Genomic DNA, 22622 nt, shown 5'->3' with positions numbered 1-22622 from the left:
TTTTTTTTTAAGGAACTTTAGGAATTCCCACGTCTTCTTCACTAACAGACTGTTCTGGCGTGGATGGTGAAGTTGCGTTTTCACCGTTGGTATTACTATTATTAGTGTTATTGTTAGGTTCGGCAGCTTCATTGTTCGTGCTATTGCCGCTGTTGTTTCCATTGTTTGCACTGTTATTTCCATTGTTTGCACTGTTATTTCCATTGTTTGCACTGTTATTTCCATTGTTTGCACTGTTATTTCCGTTGTTTGTACTGTTATTTCCGTTGTTTGTACTATTATTTCCGTTGTTTGTACTATTATTTTCTCCGTTAGAAGCATTATTATTGTTCGGCGTATTGGAACTTGCAGCAGCCGGAACAACAACTGTTACAGTAGCTGCACTGCTAGTTTTTCCTCTTGATGTTGCAGTAACAGAGAAGGTATAGCGCCCTCCAGCCTTTGCATTACTCAATGTGAGCGCGACATCCTTTGTATTTGTTTTAAGAGCGGTACTTTGACCACCATCTAGTGAATAATTCACATTAAAAGTTGTATTTTGTATTTTACTTTGTGGGTATGACCAAGACAGGGAAATCTCCTTTTTCTCCTGATTATACTTTGCCTGTAATCCGCTCGGCGCATCTGCTTTTACGGGAACATAGTCGCTCATTTGGCCCTTTACATAAAGCTCGTTATCATCTTGGCGGACAACACTTGACGGTTGTGCAAATGCAGAATTATCATTTCCGAACTTTCGCATCATTTCTTTGAAAATATATTTTGCTATATTCTGTGTGTTACCAACCATATAATTCCCTGCACCGTTTTGGGCGTAGCCGGTCCAAACAGACATTGTATATTGCGGCGTATAACCGACAAACCAACTGTCACTCGTTGCGTTGCTTGGATAGCCAAACTTGGCAATTACCTGCTTTTCAAAGTTTGTTGTTCCAGTTTTTCCTGCTACATCAAGACTTGGAACATTGGCTGCCGTTCCTGTACCGGAGTCTACAACCGTACGGAGCATATCAGTCACCATATAAGCTGTATAATCGCTCATTGCACGTTGCGGTTTTTGCTCAAAGCTCAGCTCCTTGCCGTCTGGAAATACGATTTTACGAATAAAGTGAGGCTTCGTATACATACCATCGTTTGCAAATGCCCCGTATGCGCCAGCCATTTCCAACGGATTTACTGCATTACTTCCGATAGCATAGGATTCGTATACAACATCTTTGTCAAATGTAATACCGAGTCCTTCTGCAAATGTTCGAGCTTTGTCTAATCCAACTTGCTTCAATGTATTTAACGCTGGAATATTATAAGACCATTGCAGGGCTGTACGAATGGAGATATCTCCTTTATAGTCATTATTCCAGTTTTTAATCGGTGTCCCATTGGAATACGTTGTTGGTGCATCCTGGACGATGTGAGAAGTAGCCCACTTTAAATTTTCGATTGCCGGACCGTAGTCAAAAATTGGTTTGAATGTCGAACCCGGCTGACGATTCATATCAATCGCGAAGTTACTGCCGCGGAATGTTGCTTTATACTCCTTGCGCCCGCTGCCGATTGCACGTACTTCTCCAGTACTTGTGTCCATAAATACAAAGGCTGCTTGAAAACGATCATTCGGGTAGTCAATAATGTCTGCTGTATCTAGCATCTTATCGGCATAACTTTGTTGCTCTGGATCAAGCGTTGTATAAATTTGCAAGCCGTCAGTGCTAATGTCAACATTCTTGAGCTGGCTTTCTACTTCCTTAACGGCTGCATCGAGAAATGCTTGATATGGCATTGGATTATTCTGACGTGGAAGCACCCCTTCTGTTACAGGAACCTTCATTGCGTCATCCATTTGCTGCTTTGTAATAAAGTTTTGCTTGTACATAGCTGATAAAACAATATCACGTCGTTTTTTAGCATTCTCTACATTTTCAGGATTCGATGGGTCGTATATACTTGGACCTTGTGGGAGACCCGCGAGCATTGCTGCTTGAGGGAGCGTTAAATCCTTCAAATTGTCAATACCATAATATGCCTTAGCAGCCGCGGCTACGCCATATGCTTGATTGCCAAGGTAGATTTTGTTCAGATACATTTCTAAAATTTCATGCTTCGAGTACTTTTGCTCTAGTTTATAAGCTAAATACCATTCTTGTACTTTACGCTCAAGGGTCTTTTTTGGTGATAAGAAGTAGTTTTTAATAACTTGCTGTGTAATTGTACTGCCCCCTTGAGAGCCGAATCCGCCTGTTATATTCTCTAAAATAGCTTTAGCAGTACGTTTTATATCAATGCCGTGGTGTTCATAAAAGCGTGAATCCTCAGTTGCTAAAAAAGCATTCTCTAACACTTTTGGAATTTGGTCGTACGTAATTTTTGTGCGTTTTTGTGAACCATATTCATGAAGAAAAGCATTGTTTCGGTCATAAAATTTTGTAGAGAGCGGGTCTGCTAATTTTGACTCGTCGATCTTTGGGGCGTCCTTCACCATAGCGAAGAAGGTGGAAACTCCAGCTCCAAGAACGACAATGCCGGTAAGCAAGCAGGCGATTAAAAACTTTTTCAAGAATGACCCTTTTTTCTTCGGTTTTCCCGATTTCTTCGGCTTTCCCGACGGTTGTCCTTCTTGTTTTTTTCTTTCTGCTTGTTTTCGTTCTTCGCGAGAACGATATGTGTCTGACATTATTCTTTCTCCTACCTTTCACTTTTCCAAGAAGTGTCGAAAAATGCGCTTTATTGTTGACTTTATCACGAAAAATACAGTGTGTCTAGTACGTGCAGGTAATCGACTCTTGGGCGATAACCGCACTTAATTAGATATCCTTTCGTTTCAATTTCCTGCTTTGTTACTGACTTTCGTCCACCGTTCGTTTGCCTTTCCCAGTATTCAATCATATGCTTTGCATCAAGGAAATAGATTTCATTATGGAAGGTAAACTTAATGATTACAAAGGCAATTCCTCCATGCTGCAGTATTTGCTTCATATGCTCAATTTGATGCAGATGCAAATTTTGCAGGGGAAAGCTCGTTTTGTTTTTTGTTTCCTTTGCTTCAAAATCGATATATCTTCCTTTGTATACACCATTATAGTCTGTCGTAGAAGGCTGTTTAAAATATGCTTCTCGCACTACTGCTGCGCTCCGCTGTGGATAATCTACCTTTACGATCTGTAGGGGAGTCGGTTTTTTATGTATACAGGCAATATCAGCTGCAGAATAGTATTCGTTCGTTTCGTTCAGTTCTTCTTCCAAGGACATTCCTCTGTTACTATAAGTATGGTTCTTTATGTAGGGATTATGAATCTCCTTCTCACTTGCATAGGGCTTGCCGTTCGGATATCGGATGGACATTATGTACTCACTCCAGACAAAAGTCACTTACAAAGGAGATTATATCAAAAAAAATAGGAGAATAGACTATAAAGTTTTCATAGGAAAAGGTAAAGATAGAAATGAGGTGGGAAAAATGGAAATCATTCGAGCGGAATATGAGCAAATGAACAAGCGGCGGCAAGGAATCGTCTATACAGAGCAGGAAAAAAGTCTGATTAAAGCAATCAAGCAAGGCACTATTCTTGAAAACAGGGATAATATTTCGCGTACGCATGCGTATAAGGAGTATTATTTACGAAATTGTGAGATTCGTTGGTCTTTCTTAGCAAGTATGGTATCGCGTAATGCAGGGTGGAATATGACAGATTTAGAAGGAAAGTATTATCCGAAAATACTGCCTCAGCAGGTACGGAAGCGTTTGTTTTTAACATATGAACGTGCGAATTGGTATATTTTTTCCGATGCATATCCACAGCTGTTATTGTATGAAGAGAGTAAACAGGCTGAAAAACCGTTATTTCACCTTCTAAAAGCCTTTTCTGTATCTGTTTTTATGGAGGCTGAGTGGGAACGTTATTGGTATGAAAAGGATGACAATCGCCTTATGACAGCACTTATTATAAATGAGCAGCAAATGATCCAGCGGCCTGTTATTGAACATCCGTTCTTTCAAAAGCACGTATTTCATTCGCTGCTTTTTAAGGTACAGGAACTATTTCATTTTAGCGCTGTGCTGTTTCCCACTATCCAAGGGAAATTATACGGTTTTTCCGTATCTGACTTTGAAAGACTTTCCAAACGTGTTGAACTTGGTAAGCGGTTAGCGTGGCTTTTATTTTGCCCAAGGTATCAGGAGGGATTTCAGCGTTTTTCTGATGAAACCGTCCACACAGGTTCACGCAGGGACTACGAGCAGTATTTTTCTTTTACAAAGGAACAGGATACCCCGTATTTACGGGATGTCTTTCCGGTGATTCCGCATCAAAGATACGTTGAAAATGATTGGTATAATACAGATGTAGATTTGGATAGCTTATTTTCTTTTGAAGAGCCTCAGCAGCCGTTTGATTTGACGGATTGGTTTATGATAAAGCAAAAGCAACTACATGTATTGATTGAGGTTCAGGATTTTTTTTAATGAAGGGGAAAAATCGCTTTCTTTGCCGAATGAAAACTAGTTTTGTCAGCCAGGAAGGGAGTGGGAATAGGCGCGTCGAAATAGACACGCATGAAAGCAATGAGGGAGGTTTTATAATGAAGATAGTTCCGATGGATGACGTGTTGAATGGGATGGATCGTCTGCTGAGCGCTCTTGATTTGCTGGAAATGAATGTAACGTTACGTGTGAATCATACTGTCAAACATAAAGAAGATGAAGTAATGGATGATATAGAGGTTGTGAACATGCACTTGACGCATTTGGATTCTAAGCTTGAGCATCATTTAAAGAAGGGGAGCTGGCTGCATAAGCTAGAGACACTGGCAGCTATATACTAGAAGAGGCAGGGGTAACGTATGTTGGTAGAATTGACGAAACAATTGCTGGATTGGAATGAGCAGGTACATCAAGTATTTGTGCGGGAAACAAAGGATGCAGATTTTAAGGAGGAGATCCAGCCATTTGTGGAGCAGGTAGATCGTGTGCTAGAAGAATGGAGGCGTGCGGCGGAATCCTGGGTGAAGAAAGAACACCCTAAGCATATACATCTTTTACAAATCGAGCAGGTATGCGAGAATGTAAGAGTAAATGCTGTAGAATGTTTTGGAACTGCCAAGCCAAAGCGTTTTAAGGAAAGATATAAATCTGTAGAGTATGTGTTGCGTAACATTTTAATGAATAGGAATATGTAAAAGCGGCAGTACAATGGTACCTTGCTGCTTTTTTGTATGGTTCAACAACGAAAAAAATGAGAGGTTTCCCTCCCAAATTAAGAGTTTCCTTGCGCAATGCCTTCTTCCACAAGGTAATCAGGCTTTCTTGCCCCCATTGCTTCAAGTTCACGAATTAAATCCCGGTACTGTAAAATGCAAATTTCTCCCATTACATAACGTTGCTGCACAAAATCGAGTAATTCATTTGTTTCTGTTGGCTCATATTGTCTTACCCCGACAAAAACCGTGCGCAATTCCCCTAATGTCATTTCGTTTCCCCCTTAAGAAGAAATCACCTTTTACTTCTTTATGGTAGCATAAAAAAAGCGTTTTCACCGATTTCGAAAAATTTAAACTTCCGACAAGAATAGACAGATTGTAAGAGCATTCTGGCTACACATCTGCCCTCGATTCTTCATATTGTAATGTGTAGATGATGATAAAGAGGAGGGGATTCTATTGTTTCCAAACCAACCTATGCATACCGACGTAAGAAATCCGTATCTGCAGTATAATATGTATCCGTTTGAGCCGTATTACGGAACACAACCTAACTATTTTCAGCCATTTCAGCTTTCCTTTATGAACGGAATGAGTCAGCCAACCTTTTATCCACCACAGTCTCCTGTTTCGCCGCAAATGAATCCGTATACGCTGTATCCGGCAACAAATAAGCAGAACTATAAGAAACAGTCAAAGGGACAAAATGCAGGTGTGATGTCGCAATTTAAAACAGCGGATGGCAATTACGATATTAATAAAATGATGAACACTGCAGGACAAATGATGAACGCGATGAACCAAGTCACGGGACTCGTTAAACAGGTCGGCGGATTTTTTGGAAGGTAAACAGATAATACTTTTGAGCACATTGGATAATTCCAATAATCTCCCCCTTTCTGTAAAATAAATTTCTTCACAAAAGGAAAAAGGGTTTCCATGCTGAAGAGCATACAAACTTTTTTATAGAGTAAGCTTCGTTGCACGGTGTGCTGGTTGTACGCAGGTTGTTTTACTAGGGGAGTAAAGGCGGACTGTGTCCGCTTTTCTTACACTTTAAGAAGGGATAAATTTCTAGCAGGAAGACAATTCGACGTAGCTGGAAATTTTAGTGATAAAGTATAAAGGCAACTACACCCCTGTTTTCGTCCGGGGGGCAGGGCTCGCCAATTGGCAAGTGTTTTTTATTGCTTTCTACTTGTCGTAAAGATCGAATTAAATATTCTGAAAAGTGAAATTTTTATTTGTGCTTATAAAATGGTTGTCTCTCTTTCTCATAGGTTTTACAATTAGGAATAGCTTGTTTGTATTATTATGAGTATGGAGAGGAAGACAGTGAAAAAGGCAATTCTGTATATGTTCTTTGCAATGATTACGTTAACATTTTTGGTGTTTACGAGCTTTAAACATGTTTTGTACACGATTTTCTCATGAAATAGGTATTTGTAACAGTCATGTACCACTTCTCTGTCATATTGTAAAGTGTAAGTTCATTCTCAAATGATGGAGAGGAGAAAAACTATGTTTTGTAAACCTTGTTTTGGAGGACCGAATTTTGTAGGTCCAGAAGCAACAGGTCCTGTTTTTACAGCACCTCCAGTGGTGCATCCAACAAAATATTGTGATACACAGACATTTTCTACGACAGTAGTTCCGCACATTCATCCAACACACAACACTTTGATTAATCATCAATTGATTCAAAATCAACATTATTTCCCGCAAACGCAATCTGTGTTGAACACTGTTTCTCAAACTGATGTTCCGGGATATGGCCCTGTGCCGCAAGTAGCCGGTGCGATGACTGGCCCTGGTCCTTATGGCCCTGGTCCTTATGGTCCTGGTCCTTATGGCGGTTATCCGTCGCCGATGGTAGCTGGCGCAATGACAGGTCCAATGGGAGGAGCTCCTGGAATGCTAGATCCTGGAATGATGGGTCCTGGAATGATGGGTCCTGGAATGATGGGTCCTGGAATGCCTGGGATGGTAGCAGGTGCATCAACTGGTCCAGGTATGAATCCAATGGGAGCCGGTGCTGCGAACGCAAATCCAATGGTTGGCGGAATGTTTAAAAAATAAGCTGCAAGAACCGGTTATGGTATGCCGGTTCTTTTTCTATGAATTTAGAAGTCGCAGTCCTTTGAAATGGAGTTGAGCAGCATGGGGGATAAACAGTTTTATTTGTGGAACAGCAGTTTCATGGTGAGATGCATGTTTTAGGAGCGCGCATATGCCTGCTTTTATGATATGCTACGAAAGGGTGAGGTAATGCGCATTGTAACAGTGACAGGCTATAAACCATTTGAAATTGGAATATTCTCTGTGGATCATCCTGGTGTATTTTACATAAAAAAGGCTATCTCCAGACAATTGACTGCTTTCTTGGAGGAAGGCTTGGAGTGGGTGATAATAAGTGGTCAGCTTGGCGTAGAGCTATGGACAGCTGAGGTTGTGTTTGAGCTGCAAATGGAGTATCCGGATTTAAAGCTGGCAGTGTTTACCCCGTTTCTTGAACAGGAAGAAAAATGGAATGAAGCCAACAAGGAATACTACGAGTTTATTCTAGCACAAGCTGATCACATTGATAGTATTACGAAACGGAAATACGAAAGCCCACAGCAATTTCGTTTGAAAAATCAGTTTTTAATTGAAAAAAGCGATGCTTTACTAGCTGTATACGATGAAGAAAAAGAAGGAAGTCCAAAATTTCTGAGTGAGTTGGCAAAAAGACGAGTGGAGCAGGGAGAATATGCATATTACTCGATAGGATTTGCTGATTTGCAGCTTGTAATGGAGGAGGAACAGTGGGACGGCGAGTAGTCCATCTGTAGTTCATATTGACAAACTGCTATCTTTTGTGGAAAAATTTAAGTGTTGAAAGTTATGGCAAAGATTTGAGGTGAAGGAAATGTTTTCCGATAAACTAAAATTAACAGCAAAGGATATTTTAGAAAAAGAGTTTAAAACGGGTCTTCGTGGTTATCAACAAGAGGAAGTTGATAAATTCTTAGATTTAATCATTAAGGATTATGAAACACTTCATAAGGAAATCGAAGCATTACAACAGGAAAATACCCGCTTAAAACGAATGATGGATGAGCAAAAGATAAAGCAACCCACACCACCACCTGTGCAGCAGCCTGTTTATACAAGCGCAAATACAGATATTTTAAAGAGATTATCTAATTTGGAGAAGGCTGTATTTGGAAGTAAGCTATATGAATAAATGAGTGTTGGTACAACCTGTGGAAACTTATATATAAAAATGTTGCATCATGCGTAGTTTTTTACTATACTTAATAGTGTCATGACGTTTGGGTGATTGCTGCAATGTATGTTGTAGAGGAAAGTCCATGCTCGCACGACCTGAGATGGTCGTAGTGTTCGTGCTTAGCGAAGTCATAAGCTAAGGTAGTCTGAAAGGGCTAACGGCAGGGAAAGAACCTAAGTCCTGCGGGATATGGTTCAAATACCTTGAAAGTGCCACAGTGACGGAGTCCCGAAAGAAATGCCGGGAGTGGAACGCGGTAAACCCCACGAGCGAGAAACCCAAATTATGGTAGGGGCACCTTTTCCAAGGAAATGAACGAGGGGAAAGGACAGGCAATTTGTCTGTAGATAGATAATCGCCACCGGAGTACGAGGCGGGAGCCGCTTGCAGTACAATGGTACAGAACATGGCTTACAGAACGTTATGAACCAGTAACTTAAAGAGAACAGCTCTCCTGTGTGAAGGGGAGCTTTTTGCTTGTACATAAAACTGTATGACTTTCACACTAGCGAGTTAAAATGGTAAAGAAAGCTACTGTTGTTAGGAGAATGAAAATGAGTAAATTAACACTGATTGCGACGGCGGCGATGGGACTTGAAGCGCTTGTTGCAAAGGAAGTTCGAAACCTTGGCTATGAGTGTCAGGTTGATAACGGAAAAGTCATCTTTCAAGGGGACGAAGATGCGGTTTGTCGTGCAAATTTGTGGTTGCGAACTGCAGATCGGGTAAAAATTCAAGTTGGGGAATTTAAGGCTACTACATTTGATGAACTGTTCGAGAAAACAAAAGCACTGAATTGGGGACAGTATATACCGGAAAATGCGGAATTTCCTGTTATTGGAAAATCGGTGAAATCGAAATTATTTAGTGTTCCAGACTGCCAAAGCATTGTCAAAAAAGCTGTGGTGGAGAAGTTGCGTAGTACATACAAACGTACAACATGGTTTGAAGAAACGGGGCCATTATATCGCATTGAAGTAGCGCTTTTGAAGGATATTGCAACAATTACGCTTGATACGAGCGGTGCTGGTCTTCATAAAAGAGGCTATCGTGTAGCACAAGGGGAGGCTCCGCTAAAGGAAACATTAGCAGCATCGCTTGTGATGTTGACAAACTGGAAGGCAGACCGTCCGTTCGTTGACCCATTTTGCGGCTCTGGTACAATTGCACTCGAGGCGGCTCTTATCGGTCAGAATATTGCACCAGGCTTTAACCGTGAATTTGCATCCGACGGTTGGGAGTGGGTTGGGAAGGACAGATGGCGCCGTGCTCGTGAAGAAGCTGAGGACTTAGCGCGCTACGATCAGAAGCTCCATATTATTGGTTCTGATATTGATCACCGTATGGTGCAAATTGCAAATGAAAATGCAGAAGAAATTGGTCTTGCGGACTTAGTTACATTTAAACAAATGCAGGTAAAAGATTTTACGACAAAAGAGGAATATGGATATGTTGTGACGAATCCTCCATATGGCGAACGTTTAAGTGAAAAGCCGTTGGTTGAAAAGTTATATGCAGAAATGGGAAAAGTATTCCGAGGCATGGATACTTGGTCAATCTATGTGCTTACGAGTTATCCAGAGTTTGAAAAATGGTACGGAGCTGAAGCTTCCAAAAAAAGAAAACTGTTTAACGGATTTATTCGAACAGACTATTATCAATATTTTGGCAAGAGACCGCCACGTCCGCAATTGTAATAGGTAAAATTGGGCGAGCGCTGAAGCGAGATGAATAAAGATTCTTTAGAGCACATATACTGTTTATTATGTAAACTGTTCTAGAGGAGGGCTCAGAAGATGACAGGGAATTTTCCTGACTTTGACATTATTCAAAGAGCGATTCACCGGACGTACCATATGCTTGAAAATGATGAATCTGCTAGTATGGCGGTCGATGGCCTGCGGGCGGCACAGGAGCAATACTTGCTGGCGCTATCCCATAAAACATTAATTGATACGAATTATTTAAAAGCGATGATGGAGTAAAAAGTTTTCCTTTTCGGAAAACTTTTTACGTTTTTTGCAGTTATCGTGTGTTGGAGGAGAATAATTTTGACGAGAGAAAAGCTGCCGTTTGAAGTAGGAAAGCAAGATAATTTTTATGACAAATTGAATGAATGGATCGGCGATGTATTTTATGACATCTTGCCGGATGCTGGTTTTGAACTGCGTGATGAGCAGATTTTTATGGCGTTTCAGCTCGACCGTGCGTTTCGAGAGAAGCAGGTTATGTTTTCTGAAGCGGGAGTTGGAACGGGAAAAACAATTGTGTACTTGTTGTATGCGATTTGCTATGCACGTTATACAGGAAAACCGGCTATCATTGCCTGTGCGGATGAAACGTTAATTGAGCAGCTTGTAAAAGAAGAGGGAGATATTGCAAAGCTTTCCCGCGCACTTGATCTGCAAATCGATGTTCGTCTTGCAAAATCAATGGATAATTATTTGTGCTTGAAAAAGCTCGACGATGTGATGAGCGGGGCGGCGTCCGAGGAAATTGAGGACTTATATTATGAACTGCCTGAATTTGTTTTTGATCATGGTACGCTGCAAACTTTTCATCATTATGGCGACCGCAAGGAATACCCGTCCTTAAGTGATGAACAATGGTCACAGATTTCCTGGGATTATTTTCAAGATTGCTTTGCGTGTGAGAAGCGTCACCGTTGTGGACAAACATTGTCTCGCGAGCATTACCGAAAAGCAGCGGATATTATTATTTGCTCACAAGACTTTTATATGGAGCATGTATGGACATACGAGGCACGAAAGCGCGAGGGGCAGTTGCCGCTTTTGCCGGAAGGCAGCTGTGTTGTATTTGATGAAGGGCATTTGGTGGAATATGCAGCGCAAAAGGCGCTTACATATCGATTGAAGCAAAGTATGATGGAGGAATTGCTCTCTAGGCTGCTTCAAAATGATATTCGTGAAGAATTTGCTCAGCTCATCGAAGATACGATTTGGCAGTCAGAGCAGTTTTTCTATGCAGTCAAAGATGCCGCAAGAGAAGTGCCAGGATCGGATCGGTTAGAAATCGGCATCACGAATGAGGTGCGAAAAGAGGGAGAACGGCTCTATCGAAAAGTGCAGGAAATTGGCGATGCGCTCGTCTTCGAGAGTGAATTGTATACAATTGAAGAATACGACTTAAAGATTGCGGACGAGCATCTTGATATTTTAGATCATTCCTTGAAGCTGTTTTTGCACGAAAGAAATGTGATTTCTTGGGCAGAAGCGGGAGATGGAATGCTCACGCTTGTCATTATGCCGCGCGCTGTAGAAGAAGTGCTTCAGGAAAAGGTGTTCTCTAAACAAGTTCCGTTCATTTTTTCTTCTGCCACATTATCAGAAAATGGATCATTTTCGTTTATAGCAAGCAGTCTTGGCGTACAGGATTATCTCTCGTTTTCAGTAGCATCGCCGTTTGATTATGAAGAGCAAATGAAGGTATATTTGCCAACGTATCATGCAGACGGATTGTTTGAGAAAAAGATTGCATATACACTTGAGGAAATTGAGAAGCTGCAAGGACGCACTCTCGTTTTATTCCGAACAAAGCAAGAGCTTGCGGCATTTAAACAGCATATGCAGGGAGTGGATATGCAGATCCCGTTCTTATATGAAGGAGATCAAGAAATTAGCCGCCTTGTTTCACAATTTCAAAATGAAGAAGAAACAGTGCTTTGTGCCGTCCACTTATGGGAGGGTCTTGATATTCCAGGAGCCTCATTGTCACATGTTATTATTTGGTCGCTGCCATTTCCTCCGAATGATCCAGTATTTGAAGCAAAGCGCAAGCATGCGTCTGACTCATTTGCGCAGGTGGACTTGCCATACATGATTCTCCGCTTACGTCAAGGGATTGGCCGCTTGATTCGTACGAGCGAAGACAATGGATGTGTTTCTATTTTCTTGGCAGAGGATGAAAATCCAAAGGTGGCAGATGCTGTATTCAGCTCTTTGCCAGTGCAAGGTGAAATCATTCGTTAATCTTAATGCGTTAGTATGTTAGACAAGGAGGTTAGCTATGACGGTGGTTACATATGAAGCAGAGCTAAAATTTTTGGATTATGTAAAAAAGATGATGAATTATGAAGAAGCACTGAATGTGATGTTTTGGGATTTACGCACAGGAGCGCCAAAAGACGGTGTAGAGCAGCGTTCAGAGGTTATTAGTCAGCTATCGACCGATGTATTCAATATGTCTGTATCTGACGAGATGGCGGGTTTTTTGGAGAAACTAGAACACTTGGCGGCAGAGGGGAAGCTTTCTGAAAAGACGCAAAAAACAGTAGAAGAGTGCCGTAAAGAATATGATCGTAATACAAAAATCCCGGAAGCAGAATATACAGCGTATGTGAAGCTGCAAGCGAAGTCTGAGAGTATATGGGAAACGGCAAAGGCAGAGTCGAATTTCGAGATGTTCAGGCCGTATCTAGAGGAAATTGTCGCATATAAAAAGAAGTTCATCTCCTATTGGGGACATAAGAAAAATTGCTATAATGTCCTCCTAGATATGTATGAGCCGGGGATGACTGTGGAAGTGCTGGACCGCGTATTTGGTGAACTGCGCGAGCGGATTGTACCGCTTGTTAAGCAAATCGCCGCATCTGGTAAGCGGCTGAAAACGGAGCCGTTAACAAAGCATTTCCCAAAGGAGCAGCAGCGCACCCTCAGTCTTGAACTGCTGCGGCAGCTCGATTATAACTTCGATGCAGGGCGCTTAGATGCAACGGTACATCCGTTTGCGATTACGCTAAACCCAGGTGATGTACGCATTACAACAAAATACGATGAGTCGGATTTTCGTACAGCTATCTTTGGAACCATTCATGAATGTGGCCATGCTGTGTACGAGCAAAATATTTCAAAGGACTTGATTGGCACACCGTTATGTGACGGAACATCTATGGGAATTCACGAATCACAATCACTGTTCTTTGAGAACTTCATTGGTCGTAATAAACAGTTTTGGAAAAAGAACTACGATGTTCTGAAGAAGTATGCAAGCGGGCAATTTGATAATGTATCACTTGATGAGTTTTATGATGCAATTAACGAAGCGAAGCCATCGTTGATTCGGATTGAGGCGGATGAATTAACATATGTACTTCATGTGATGGTTCGGTACGAAATAGAAAAAGATTTGTTTGACGGCAGCTTAGAGGTGAAGGATTTACCGCGCGTTTGGAATGAAAAGATGGAAGAGTATCTAGGAATTCGTCCACAGAATGATGCGACGGGTGTTCTTCAGGATGTGCATTGGTCCGGCGGTGATTTCGGATACTTTCCGTCATATGCGCTTGGCTACATATATGCTGCGCAGTTTAAGCAGGCAATGCTGAAAGATATCCCAAACTTCGATCAATTGTTGCTTGATGGAAATATTGCCCCTATTCGCAGTTGGCTGACAGAGCATATTCATCGATATGGAAAACTCAAGAAGCCTCTTGAAATCTTACAGGATGTAACGGGTGAAGGGTTGAATGCAGCCTATTTAGCAATATATTTAGAAGACAAATATAAAAACATTTACAATATATGATGCGAAAAAAGCCGATAATACATTAAGTATATAAGGGCCTCTGTTAAATTGAAAAGCCTGTATCTTATATGACTGAGTCATCATAGATACAGGCTTTCTTCTTTATATTAGGTTAATGCACATGTTAATGAAGCTGATCATAAGTATTTTTTGCCAATAACAAAAAGGTTACTAGAATAAACAGTACCCGGACATAGCCGCTTCCTCGTTTAATCGCAAACTTCGAGCCGCAAATCGCACCAGCAATTTGTGCAAGCCCCATAGGTAAACCATAAGCGTAATTGATTTGCCCCAAATACATGAACATTAATAATGCGGCAATATTGCTGCCAAAGTTTAAAAACTTCGCGTTCCCTGCAGCCTTTAAAAAATCAAAGCCGATCATTAAAAAGGCAAACATTAAAAATGAGCCTGTTCCGGGACCTAAAAATCCATCATAGAAGCCAATAGCAAAGATTACAATCATAAAAATAATAAGGTGACGGATGGATAATTTTTTATAGGTTGAAATGCTGCCCCAATCTTTCTTGAAAACGGTATAAATTGCAACGGCAGCGAGCATGACAAGCATTAGTGGCTTGAGCACTTCAGGATTTATCAAATGAACGGTCCAAGCGCCAATCATTGAGCCGATAAAGACGAGTGGAAATAATCGATAGATGGAGGTTAAATCGAGTTTGCCCGAACGATAAAACATAATGGTACTCGTTAAAGAGCCGATTGTCCCCGCTAGTTTATTTGTTGCAACAGCTGTTGCTGGTGTCAGACCTGTAAATAACAATGCCGGCAATGCGATCAGCCCTCCTCCGCCGACAACGGAATCAATAAATGCTGCCAAAAAGCCAAAGACAATCAGAATAAGTAATAACGATGGATCCAATTCAGATAGCATATAATCAGCCCTTCTTTTAGTTACTACTTGAATAGTAACTAAAATATATATTGTTGTAAATAGTTATCGTAATTTTGATATGATAAGGATAATTAACTAGAGGAGGGAGAACATTGGAAAATATATTACAGCAGCTAAAAAAATTAGGATTTAATGAATATGAAGCCAAATCCTATGTTTCTCTTGTTAAACAAGGAACAGTTACCGCCTACCAAGTTAGTAAGGATTCGGGCATTCCGCGAGCACGAATTTACGATGTCTTAAGCAATCTTGTTGAAAAGGGGATTGTTCTGAAGGAAGAAATAGAGGATGGAACCAAGTATTCACCATTGCCTGTTGATATCTTTTTGAAGAAGGCTCAATCAGATTGGCAATCTAATTATGAAGCGATAAGTGACTCATTAAAACGGCTTGAAACAACTGAGAAAAAACCGGACAATCGTGTAATGACGTTAAAGGATCGTGAAATGATTATTAGCTATTGTCAAGCATTACTCAAAAAAGCAAAAAAACGTGTTGTTATTTCGATGTGGGACGATATGTATGAAATGCTGAGAGAGGATCTGCAGCAGACCGCTGCTCGTGTTACGGTACAAGGTATAACGCTTCATGTTGAAGATCCTGTTGCACATGTAGATGTGCATCGTATCACCCCTTTTACTGAAACCCCTTCGAGTGAGCATTGGTTTATCCTGTCCATAGATGCGGAAGAGATGATTTATGGTCCCTCATTTAAAGAGCGCAGCATTGCCTTTTATACAGATGACCCGGTTCATATTTATTTACTGGAGGATTATGTATGGCATGATGTATTGGTGAATCGACTTGTCCGACGCAGCCAAGACAATTTAGAACAATGGATTACTGCGGAGCGGAGAGCCTTCTTTATGGAAGCGTAAAAAGCTCTGCAAACCAGAATAGTAAAAATCCATTAATGCTTAAGAAATAGTTCAAAGGTATTGTGCGTATTTTAGTAAGCTGCTTCGTTTAACTGGCAAGAAGGAAAGATAAGAAAATCCGGAAAAAACTTTACTTTTTGGATTTTGGATTAGGTGTTAAGTTGATTTTGGTTTTTAAATCGAACGAATCTAATTTTTTTTGTTTTATTGTACGTGTTTTGTTCAAAAATTCCTTTTCGAAAGTGGAAAATACATGTATAATTCGGTTATAAAACTACATAAATAACGCTCGTATAATCGCAGAAATATGGTCTGTAAGTTTCTACCAAGTCACCGTGAATGACTTGACTATGAGTGAGGATGGTTAATAGACAACGTCTTATGGGTAAGTACACCGATCATTTACCGAAACTCCAAAAGCCTTCCCCTCACTTGTAGGTGGATGCTTTTGGAGTTTTTTATTTGTAGCAACGGGAGGAGAACAACATGAAGGTATTAGAAGAGAAGATTCGAGAAGAAGGCAGAGTATTATCAGAAGGTGTTTTAAAGGTAGATGCTTTTTTAAATCATCAAATAGATCCGTCTTTGATGGTGCAAATTGGTAAGGAATTTGCCAATCGCTTTCGGGATAATCCTATCACAAAAATTATCACACTTGAGTCCTCTGGTATTGCGCCTGCGTTAACAGCAGCCTTAGAACTGGGAGTTAAGGTTGTGTTTGCAAGAAAACGAAAATCGCTCACGCTGACAGACCACGTTCATGTAGCGCAAGTATATTCCTTTACAAAGCAAGAAACAAATGAAATCTCGATATCAAAGGAGTATTTGTCTGAGGAGGATCATGTCTTAATTATCGATGATTTTTTAGCTAATGGCCAGGCGGCGCTTGGATTGCTAGAACTTGTACAGCAAGCTGGGGCTTCTGTAGCTGGTATCGGCATTGTAATTGAAAAATCGTTTCAAGAAGGACGAAGTAAGCTTGAAGCGGCGGGTGTCCGTGTCGAATCACTAGCGCGAATCGCGGAGCTTGCGGATGGAGAGGTTACATTTTTAGAGCATACAGCAGGAGGAACAACCAAATGAAGCAACATCCATTTCAAATTTTCTCACTTGGAATTCAGCATATGCTGGCTATGTATGCTGGTGCCATTGTGGTTCCGCTTATTGTAGGTGGAGCACTTGGTTTAAACCAAACGGAACTAACCTATCTTGTATCTATTGATTTGCTCATGTGTGGAATTGCAACGATTCTGCAAGCTTTAGGCAATCGCTTTTTCGGAATCGGTCTCCCAGTCGTACTTGGCTGTACATTTACTGCAGTGGGGCCAATGATTGCGATCGGCAAACAATACGGTGTTTCTGCCGTATATGGAGCAATTATCGTAGCAGGTTTATTTATTGTAGTGCTGGCAGGTTTTTTTGGGAAATTGATGAGATTGTTTCCGCCGGTTGTGACGGGTTCAGTTGTTACAATCATTGGGATCACACTTGTTCCAGTTGCTATTAATGATATGGCTGGAGGCACAGGCAGCAAAGACTTCGGCAGCTTAGAAAATTTAGCACTTTCCTTTGGTGTTCTTATATTTATCATTGTTGTGTATCGTTTATTTACAGGCTTTATTCGTGCGATTGCGATTTTACTTGGACTGATTTTCGGTACAATCGCCGCTTCCTTTATGGGAAAAGTGAATTTTCAAGCAGTGGCGCAGGCGGATTGGGTGCATCTGCCGAAAGCTTTTTATTTTGGCACACCGACCTTTGAATTAACGCCGATTCTAACGATGATTCTTGTTGCCTGTGTTGGAATTGTAGAAGCGACAGGTGTATATTTTGCTTTATCTGATATTTGCGGTAAACGGCTAGAAGAAAAGGATTTAGCAAAGGGATACCGAGCGGAAGGAATTGCGATTATATTAGGCGGTCTATTTAACTCGTTTCCATATACAACATATTCGCAAAATGTTGGTCTTGTACAATTATCAGGGGTAAGAAATCGTGTAGTCATTTATACATGCGGCGGTATGCTTGTAGTGTTAGGCTTTATCCCTAAAATCGCAGCTTTGACAACGGTTATCCCAACTTCAGTGCTTGGAGGAGCTACACTTGCAATGTTCGGGATGGTCATGGCGTATGGCATAAAAATGTTGAGCAAGGCAGATTTCTCCAAGCAGGAGAACCTGTTAATTGTAGCTTGTTCAGTTGGAATGGGACTTGGGATTACTGTTGTTCCTACTCTATTCTCACAGCTTCCAGAAGGTATCCGTATTTTAACAGATAACGGTATTGTACTAGGCAGCTTAACGGCAGTTTTGTTAAATGCACTGTTCAATCTTGCTCCCGCTAGAGCAGTAAAGCAAAGTAAAGGTGAAAAGGCAGCAAACCTTGCTAGTTAAGCGCATTTTTTAACGTTACTGTATCCAATATATTAATGCTTAAAATATGTTAAAACGTCGTCTACATGTTCTTTCCTTTTGGTAAGAATTTGGAGGGGACGTTTTTTTATGAAAAGAGTTTATACGATTTCGATTTCCAGCAGGCATATGATTACTTTTTATCTGCAAAAAAGAATGAAGCCGTTAGAAAAGGAACTAAGAAAAAGCAAAAGAAAAATTGTAACTATTGGTTATCTCCTTCATACAGCGTAGTTTTAGCGTTTATTTATCGGCTTTATACAGAAAATAATTATAACATTTGTTTTAAATAAGGAAGGGGTTTTCTTATGAGAGAAATTACAGTGAAGCTAGACGGAAGGTTTTATGAGATGTTTCAGGACATTAAGGAACATCAAGAAAAGGAACTGGGAAAAACAATAGGAGATGCAGATGTAATACAAACATTAATTGTTGGACACTGGCATACAGAAATAGGGGTACATAAAGTACCAGAAAACCAATCACTTGAAGCCCCTTTTTATACGTAATAACAAGTAGCAGTGACTCGGTATCATTAAGAGCATTATACTAAACAGTGGAAATATCTTCAGGTGACTTTTTCCCTATTAATAACTAAGGTGCATACCGATAAATATAAAGAGAACAGTAAACAAACAAAACCTTGAAAATGTTGATATGCACTTTTCCTTTATACACGTAAGAACTGTGTGATCTGATGATATGAAATAAACGCCACTTGAAGTTGCTTGAGGGTAATGAAAAAGGCCATAGAAGAAAAAAAAGCGAACTACGACACAGTGGTTCGCTTCTTTTCATTTCCTGTATATAGATACAATTGCTATCACTGACCCAGCGCAAATATTTTGTTAACAGCATCTCGTTGCTTCGGTGTTTTCTCATGTGGTCATGCTTGTCGGTGCTTTGCTTTTTTTCCATACGTGCCTAGGCGCCATACATATTCAAATGGCCCATACTGAAAGCGGGACAGCCACCATTTGCTCCAAAAGATCTGCAAACTATACAATGCCATGCAAAATACGAGACCTGCTAGCAGCGGCAGCTTAGGACTATTAGGAGCTAAAAGTCCGAATAGGACAACGGTACCAATTGTTTGTGTAAGGTAGTTTGTAAGTGCCATGCGACCTGTATATTGAAGCGGCTGAAGAATTCGCTGCCAAGCTTTATGCTGCATCAGTCGTGCAAGAGTAATTGTATAGAGGATAAATAATGTTTTTCCGCTTAATAGTATATAGATATACATTTCCGCTGAATTATACACATCTGTGTAAGCATAATAGTGTAGGATCATATACCAGCTCGGCAAGGTGAGGAGAAAAGCAGCAATCTGCAGCCTGCGAAGCGGTTTATTCCATTCTTTAACTCGGTGGAATAAGCGGATTTTACCAGCAAACAATCCAAGCAGAAATAATCCTAAAGTTTCGGGTACATACAGTAGATTTAATGCGATATTTTCTCCTGAAAATCGCTTCCATCTATCTGCGGTCTGTTCTGTCCAATGCTGCAAAGGGTTCATTCCTTTTATTTCATGTACCGTACTGACAGAAGTATCAATAAAAATAAATACAAGCAGCATCAGAAGCTGAAACAGTGTGAGCAGCAAAATGGCCCAAATCAGAATTGTTTTCGGACGCCGTTTGTAAAAGAGCAGGAGAAATATTCCCGAGATTGCATAGCTATGAAGGATATCTCCACTCCACAGCAGAACATAATGCAAGGCGCCAAATAGAAATAAAAAGGCAAGGCGGCGGAAGAAGAGCAGTCTCGGATATTGTGTTTTTTCGATAGCATTCGTCACAAAGATGAAAAAGCCGAGACCAAAGAGAAAGGAAAAAATCGTATAAAATTTTGTTTGAATGAACAGGTCATATATAAGCCGAATGCATGCATCAATACCTACATATGTTTTTGTGCCATCAAGTGTTTCAATTCCAGTGAGTGAGGGCCAGTTCACAAGGAAGATGCCAAATACCGCAAATCCTCGAATCACGTCTAACGTCTGGATTCGTTTGTGTTCATTTACATCGATACCCACCTTATTCCCCCTTAATAGTTGCTTTCCCTATTATAGAAGGAGAGAGAGAAAGAAATCTATCTTCACCTAGCGATATTTCCAATTTTTTTTACTGTTAACATGAAAGGAGTGCGTTATAATAAAAGTGCACAACAGTTTGAAACCACTCCTTTCAAACAGGCAGTTCAAATGGGAGCCCCTTACGCAAAGGGGCTTTTTTTTTGCACTGTAGGAAGAGTTTCCTCTCTGCAAAACTACGTAAGTAAAGCCGGGCTGTGTCCGCTTTTCTTACGATGCATAGTTTAGCAGATGGTAGGGGAAGTTATAGATATTTAAATAAGATGGAGTGGGAAATCGTGCCGAAAATTGTTTCAGTAGGAATTTGCAAGCCGCCATATAGTATGACGCAGGAAGCGGTAGTTGCCTTTGCAAAAGAGATGTTTAGCGGAGCGTTTAGTGATATTCAGCGGCTGCTGCAGGTGTTTCAAAATGGCCAGATTGAAACACGGAATTTTGCTAAAGATTTGTCATGGTTTCGGCGTGAGCATACATGGGAAGAGAAAAATTATGCTTATATAGAATGCGCCACTTTGTTTGGAGTAAAGGCCATACAGACGTGCTTGCAAAATGATGCCTTTTTGCAACGCCGTGTGGAGGAGAATGAAGTAGATGCCTTTTTCTTTATTTCATCTACTGGTCTGTCCACACCTACAATTGACGTAAAAATTATGAATCGGCTATCGTTCTCTCCGCATACGAAGCGCATTCCGATTTGGGGACTCGGCTGTGCTGGGGGTGCTTCTGGTTTGGCGCGAGCACTTGAGTATTGTAAGGCGTTTCCACGTGCGAAGGTAATTGTTCTGGCAGTAGAATTGTGCAGCCTTACCTTTCAACGCCATGATGTATCAAAAAGCAATCTCATTGGAACATCACTGTTTGCGGATGGTGCCGCCTGCATCCTTGTTGCAGGGGAGGAGGCTGATATATGTTCTTTATCTCTCCTGCCTGCTTTGCCTGCCTATCTGGATGCACAATCTACGTTATTAAAAGATTCAGAGGATGTTATGGGATGGGATGTAAAAAATGAAGGTCTGTACGTTGTGTTTTCAAAACATATCCCGACACTCATTAAAACATGGCTTAGACCGAATATAGAGCCATTTGTGAGGAAACATGGGCTAACGCTTTCTGATATCACACATTTTATTGCGCATCCGGGCGGCAAAAAAGTATTAGAAGCTTATCAAGAGGCGTTGGATATGCCTTCACAAAAAACAGAGACATCACTTAATGTATTAAAGGAAAATGGCAATATGTCATCGGTTACTGTTTTCTATGTGCTAGAACGATACATGCGGCGTGTGAGGAAGACAGGGGAAATAGGGATGATTGCCGCGCTTGGTCCAGGATTTAGCTCTGAGTTGGTACTTGTGCGATGGGAGGACATATAATGACATTTTTTTCTTTTTTTGCATTTGTAGTGATGCAGCGCCTCGCGGAATTGCTATTGGCACGGCGAAATGAGCAGTATCTGAAAAAAAGAGGCGCACTGGAGTTTGGGAAGGGGCATTATAAGTATATTGTGCTGCTTCATATGTTATTTTTGGTTTTCATAGTTGCAGAAGTCACCTATTTAAAAAAAGCTCCTTCTCCTATGTGGCCTGTGCTGCTCTCTTTGTTTATCGGTACACAGTTTCTTCGTGTTTGGGCGATTGCTTCTCTTGGGGTATATTGGAATACGAAAATCCTTGTTTTGCCCCATAGCAAGCTTGTGCCAAAGGGACCGTATAGGTTTATGCGCCATCCAAATTACATAGTTGTTATGATGGAGTTTTGGATCATCCCGATTTTGTTCCAAGCTTATATCACTGCCATTGTGTGCAGTCTGTTAAATATGCTTGTGCTCTCGGTTCGCATTCGTGAGGAAGAACGGGCGCTGCAGGAGCTCACAAACTATAAACAGTCATTTCAAAAGATTTCACGATTCATTCCATAATGTATATTGATAATCATTCTCCCTCATGCTACAATACAAACTAAGTATGATAATCATTATCAAAATAGGTGTGGTGAAAACGATGGTATATGCTTTTGTAGCAGGTACAATTGCTTTATATGCAGTGCTAGCGAAAGTAGTATTAAATAAGGCGGCAGGAGCAGCATAATGAATGTAGTATTATAAAAAATCCCTTTCATGTAAGCCAAATGAAAGGGATTTTTATACTTTAAGAAAGTATAAATTTCTAGCTAGGAGACCATTCGACGTAGCGAGAAATTTTAGGAATAAAATATAAGTAGGGCTACGCTTCTGTCTTCGCCCAAGAGCATGGCTCGCCAATCAGCGAGTTTTCTTTACACTGTAAGAAAGTATAAATTCCCAGCTGGAAGTTCATTCGAC

Annotated in this window: 23 protein-coding genes, 1 other RNA gene and 1 riboswitch; of the genes, 19 read left to right on the top strand and 5 right to left on the bottom strand. The window is 40.7% G+C overall.

Features of this window, described 5'->3' with window-relative positions:
- Positions 1 to 7: 7 nt before the first annotated feature.
- A complete protein-coding gene (locus tag AAHB12_RS12610) occupies positions 8 to 2671 on the bottom strand; it encodes a PBP1A family penicillin-binding protein (protein WP_342045551.1) in 2664 nt (887 codons plus the stop codon).
- A gap of 65 nt (positions 2672 to 2736) precedes the next feature.
- Entirely contained in the window at positions 2737 to 3339 is a 603-nt protein-coding gene (recU, locus tag AAHB12_RS12605) for a Holliday junction resolvase RecU (RefSeq protein WP_129728170.1), read from the bottom strand.
- A 115-nt stretch (positions 3340 to 3454) separates the two neighbouring features.
- On the opposite strand from recU, the gene AAHB12_RS12600 reads away from it, so the two are divergent.
- The 3 genes from AAHB12_RS12600 (at position 3455) to AAHB12_RS12590 (ending at position 5172) form a co-directional block, all read left to right on the top strand.
- On the top strand, positions 3455 to 4459 hold the full coding sequence (locus tag AAHB12_RS12600; RefSeq protein WP_342045550.1) for a DUF2515 domain-containing protein: 1005 nt from the start codon (positions 3455 to 3457) through the stop codon (positions 4457 to 4459).
- Positions 4460 to 4575: 116 nt separating this feature from the next.
- A complete protein-coding gene (locus AAHB12_RS12595; RefSeq protein WP_129728172.1) occupies positions 4576 to 4818 on the top strand; it encodes a hypothetical protein in 243 nt (80 codons plus the stop codon).
- Between the two features lie 18 nt (positions 4819 to 4836).
- Positions 4837 to 5172 (top strand): YppE family protein, encoded by a 336-nt coding sequence (locus AAHB12_RS12590; RefSeq protein ID WP_129728173.1) that lies wholly within the window; start codon positions 4837 to 4839, stop codon positions 5170 to 5172.
- Between the two features lie 77 nt (positions 5173 to 5249).
- Here AAHB12_RS12590 and AAHB12_RS12585 read toward each other — a convergent pair whose 3' ends face one another.
- Positions 5250 to 5462: a YppF family protein gene (locus AAHB12_RS12585; RefSeq protein ID WP_129728174.1), complete on the bottom strand. Its 213-nt coding sequence runs from the start codon at positions 5460 to 5462 to the stop codon at positions 5250 to 5252.
- A gap of 208 nt (positions 5463 to 5670) precedes the next feature.
- On the opposite strand from AAHB12_RS12585, the gene AAHB12_RS12580 reads away from it, so the two are divergent.
- The 9 genes from AAHB12_RS12580 (at position 5671) to AAHB12_RS12540 (ending at position 14008) form a co-directional block, all read left to right on the top strand.
- A complete protein-coding gene (locus tag AAHB12_RS12580; protein WP_129728233.1) occupies positions 5671 to 6042 on the top strand; it encodes a YppG family protein in 372 nt (123 codons plus the stop codon).
- 672 nt (positions 6043 to 6714) lie between these two features.
- Entirely contained in the window at positions 6715 to 7272 is a 558-nt protein-coding gene (locus AAHB12_RS12575; RefSeq protein WP_342045549.1) for a spore coat protein, read from the top strand.
- A 189-nt stretch (positions 7273 to 7461) separates the two neighbouring features.
- Positions 7462 to 8013 (top strand): DUF1273 domain-containing protein, encoded by a 552-nt coding sequence (locus tag AAHB12_RS12570; protein ID WP_342045548.1) that lies wholly within the window; start codon positions 7462 to 7464, stop codon positions 8011 to 8013.
- Between the two features lie 88 nt (positions 8014 to 8101).
- Entirely contained in the window at positions 8102 to 8419 is a 318-nt protein-coding gene (gene gpsB, locus AAHB12_RS12565) for a cell division regulator GpsB (protein WP_129728177.1), read from the top strand.
- A gap of 84 nt (positions 8420 to 8503) precedes the next feature.
- An RNA gene (rnpB, locus tag AAHB12_RS12560) (RNase P RNA component class B) lies at positions 8504 to 8883 on the top strand.
- A gap of 135 nt (positions 8884 to 9018) precedes the next feature.
- Positions 9019 to 10161 (top strand): THUMP domain-containing class I SAM-dependent RNA methyltransferase, encoded by a 1143-nt coding sequence (locus AAHB12_RS12555; RefSeq protein ID WP_342045547.1) that lies wholly within the window; start codon positions 9019 to 9021, stop codon positions 10159 to 10161.
- Positions 10162 to 10260: 99 nt separating this feature from the next.
- Positions 10261 to 10449 (top strand): DUF3921 family protein, encoded by a 189-nt coding sequence (locus AAHB12_RS12550; RefSeq protein WP_342045546.1) that lies wholly within the window; start codon positions 10261 to 10263, stop codon positions 10447 to 10449.
- A gap of 63 nt (positions 10450 to 10512) precedes the next feature.
- Positions 10513 to 12453 (top strand): ATP-dependent DNA helicase, encoded by a 1941-nt coding sequence (locus AAHB12_RS12545; RefSeq protein WP_342045578.1) that lies wholly within the window; start codon positions 10513 to 10515, stop codon positions 12451 to 12453.
- Positions 12454 to 12490: 37 nt separating this feature from the next.
- Positions 12491 to 14008 carry a carboxypeptidase M32 gene (locus tag AAHB12_RS12540; protein ID WP_342045545.1) on the top strand — a complete coding sequence of 506 codons (1518 nt, stop codon included), beginning with the start codon at positions 12491 to 12493 and terminating at the stop codon, positions 14006 to 14008.
- Positions 14009 to 14132: 124 nt separating this feature from the next.
- On the opposite strand, the gene AAHB12_RS12535 is transcribed toward AAHB12_RS12540, so the two are convergent.
- Positions 14133 to 14900, bottom strand: coding sequence for a TSUP family transporter (locus tag AAHB12_RS12535; RefSeq protein WP_342045544.1), 768 nt, complete (start codon positions 14898 to 14900; stop codon positions 14133 to 14135).
- A 113-nt stretch (positions 14901 to 15013) separates the two neighbouring features.
- Between AAHB12_RS12535 and AAHB12_RS12530 the strand changes: the two genes are divergently transcribed.
- The 5 genes from AAHB12_RS12530 to AAHB12_RS12510 all read left to right on the top strand — a co-directional run bounded on the left by AAHB12_RS12530 (position 15014) and on the right by AAHB12_RS12510 (position 18719).
- A complete protein-coding gene (locus tag AAHB12_RS12530) occupies positions 15014 to 15799 on the top strand; it encodes a TrmB family transcriptional regulator (protein ID WP_129728182.1) in 786 nt (261 codons plus the stop codon).
- A gap of 269 nt (positions 15800 to 16068) precedes the next feature.
- Positions 16069 to 16170, top strand: a riboswitch (purine riboswitch).
- Positions 16171 to 16285: 115 nt separating this feature from the next.
- Positions 16286 to 16882 carry a xanthine phosphoribosyltransferase gene (locus tag AAHB12_RS12525; RefSeq protein WP_342045543.1) on the top strand — a complete coding sequence of 199 codons (597 nt, stop codon included), beginning with the start codon at positions 16286 to 16288 and terminating at the stop codon, positions 16880 to 16882.
- Positions 16879 to 18192 carry a xanthine permease PbuX gene (pbuX, locus tag AAHB12_RS12520; RefSeq protein ID WP_342045542.1) on the top strand — a complete coding sequence of 438 codons (1314 nt, stop codon included), beginning with the start codon at positions 16879 to 16881 and terminating at the stop codon, positions 18190 to 18192. The genes AAHB12_RS12525 and pbuX overlap by 4 nt, the downstream gene beginning before the upstream one ends.
- A 108-nt stretch (positions 18193 to 18300) precedes the next feature.
- Positions 18301 to 18444: a hypothetical protein gene (locus tag AAHB12_RS12515; RefSeq protein WP_165350767.1), complete on the top strand. Its 144-nt coding sequence runs from the start codon at positions 18301 to 18303 to the stop codon at positions 18442 to 18444.
- A 74-nt stretch (positions 18445 to 18518) separates the two neighbouring features.
- Positions 18519 to 18719 (top strand): hypothetical protein, encoded by a 201-nt coding sequence (locus AAHB12_RS12510; RefSeq protein ID WP_129728183.1) that lies wholly within the window; start codon positions 18519 to 18521, stop codon positions 18717 to 18719.
- A 377-nt stretch (positions 18720 to 19096) separates the two neighbouring features.
- On the opposite strand, the gene AAHB12_RS12505 is transcribed toward AAHB12_RS12510, so the two are convergent.
- Positions 19097 to 20245, bottom strand: a complete 1149-nt coding sequence (locus tag AAHB12_RS12505; RefSeq protein WP_342045541.1) for a DUF418 domain-containing protein — start codon at positions 20243 to 20245, stop codon at positions 19097 to 19099.
- Positions 20246 to 20580: 335 nt separating this feature from the next.
- Between AAHB12_RS12505 and AAHB12_RS12500 the strand changes: the two genes are divergently transcribed.
- Both AAHB12_RS12500 and AAHB12_RS12495 read left to right on the top strand, forming a co-directional pair.
- A complete protein-coding gene (locus AAHB12_RS12500; protein ID WP_129728185.1) occupies positions 20581 to 21675 on the top strand; it encodes a type III polyketide synthase in 1095 nt (364 codons plus the stop codon).
- Positions 21675 to 22220 (top strand): isoprenylcysteine carboxyl methyltransferase family protein, encoded by a 546-nt coding sequence (locus AAHB12_RS12495; RefSeq protein WP_342045540.1) that lies wholly within the window; start codon positions 21675 to 21677, stop codon positions 22218 to 22220. The genes AAHB12_RS12500 and AAHB12_RS12495 overlap by 1 nt, the downstream gene beginning before the upstream one ends.
- The last annotated feature ends 402 nt before the right edge of the window (positions 22221 to 22622 follow it).

It is taken from the genome of Bacillus sp. OTU530 (assembly GCF_038440375.1).
This window is presented reverse-complemented; position numbering and strand designations above follow the sequence as displayed.

Bases quoted from the DNA above. Each gene is read 5' to 3' on its own strand.
- recU (WP_129728170.1), bottom strand. From the start codon at position 3,339: ATGTCCATCCGATATCCGAACGGCAAGCCCTATGCAAGTGAGAAGGAG.
- AAHB12_RS12525 (WP_342045543.1), top strand. From the start codon at position 16,286: ATGAAGGTATTAGAAGAGAAGATTCGAGAAGAAGGCAGAGTATTATCA.
- AAHB12_RS12540 (WP_342045545.1), top strand. From the start codon at position 12,491: ATGACGGTGGTTACATATGAAGCAGAGCTAAAATTTTTGGATTATGTA.
- AAHB12_RS12550 (WP_342045546.1), top strand. From the start codon at position 10,261: ATGACAGGGAATTTTCCTGACTTTGACATTATTCAAAGAGCGATTCAC.
- AAHB12_RS12610 (WP_342045551.1), bottom strand. From the start codon at position 2,671: ATGTCAGACACATATCGTTCTCGCGAAGAACGAAAACAAGCAGAAAGA.
- gpsB (WP_129728177.1), top strand. From the start codon at position 8,102: ATGTTTTCCGATAAACTAAAATTAACAGCAAAGGATATTTTAGAAAAA.
- AAHB12_RS12590 (WP_129728173.1), top strand. From the start codon at position 4,837: ATGTTGGTAGAATTGACGAAACAATTGCTGGATTGGAATGAGCAGGTA.
- AAHB12_RS12580 (WP_129728233.1), top strand. From the start codon at position 5,671: ATGCATACCGACGTAAGAAATCCGTATCTGCAGTATAATATGTATCCG.
- AAHB12_RS12535 (WP_342045544.1), bottom strand. From the start codon at position 14,900: ATGCTATCTGAATTGGATCCATCGTTATTACTTATTCTGATTGTCTTT.
- AAHB12_RS12510 (WP_129728183.1), top strand. From the start codon at position 18,519: ATGAGAGAAATTACAGTGAAGCTAGACGGAAGGTTTTATGAGATGTTT.
- AAHB12_RS12570 (WP_342045548.1), top strand. From the start codon at position 7,462: ATGCGCATTGTAACAGTGACAGGCTATAAACCATTTGAAATTGGAATA.
- AAHB12_RS12515 (WP_165350767.1), top strand. From the start codon at position 18,301: ATGAAAAGAGTTTATACGATTTCGATTTCCAGCAGGCATATGATTACT.
- pbuX (WP_342045542.1), top strand. From the start codon at position 16,879: ATGAAGCAACATCCATTTCAAATTTTCTCACTTGGAATTCAGCATATG.
- AAHB12_RS12555 (WP_342045547.1), top strand. From the start codon at position 9,019: ATGAGTAAATTAACACTGATTGCGACGGCGGCGATGGGACTTGAAGCG.
- AAHB12_RS12495 (WP_342045540.1), top strand. From the start codon at position 21,675: ATGACATTTTTTTCTTTTTTTGCATTTGTAGTGATGCAGCGCCTCGCG.
- AAHB12_RS12585 (WP_129728174.1), bottom strand. From the start codon at position 5,462: ATGACATTAGGGGAATTGCGCACGGTTTTTGTCGGGGTAAGACAATAT.
- AAHB12_RS12600 (WP_342045550.1), top strand. From the start codon at position 3,455: ATGGAAATCATTCGAGCGGAATATGAGCAAATGAACAAGCGGCGGCAA.
- AAHB12_RS12575 (WP_342045549.1), top strand. From the start codon at position 6,715: ATGTTTTGTAAACCTTGTTTTGGAGGACCGAATTTTGTAGGTCCAGAA.
- AAHB12_RS12595 (WP_129728172.1), top strand. From the start codon at position 4,576: ATGAAGATAGTTCCGATGGATGACGTGTTGAATGGGATGGATCGTCTG.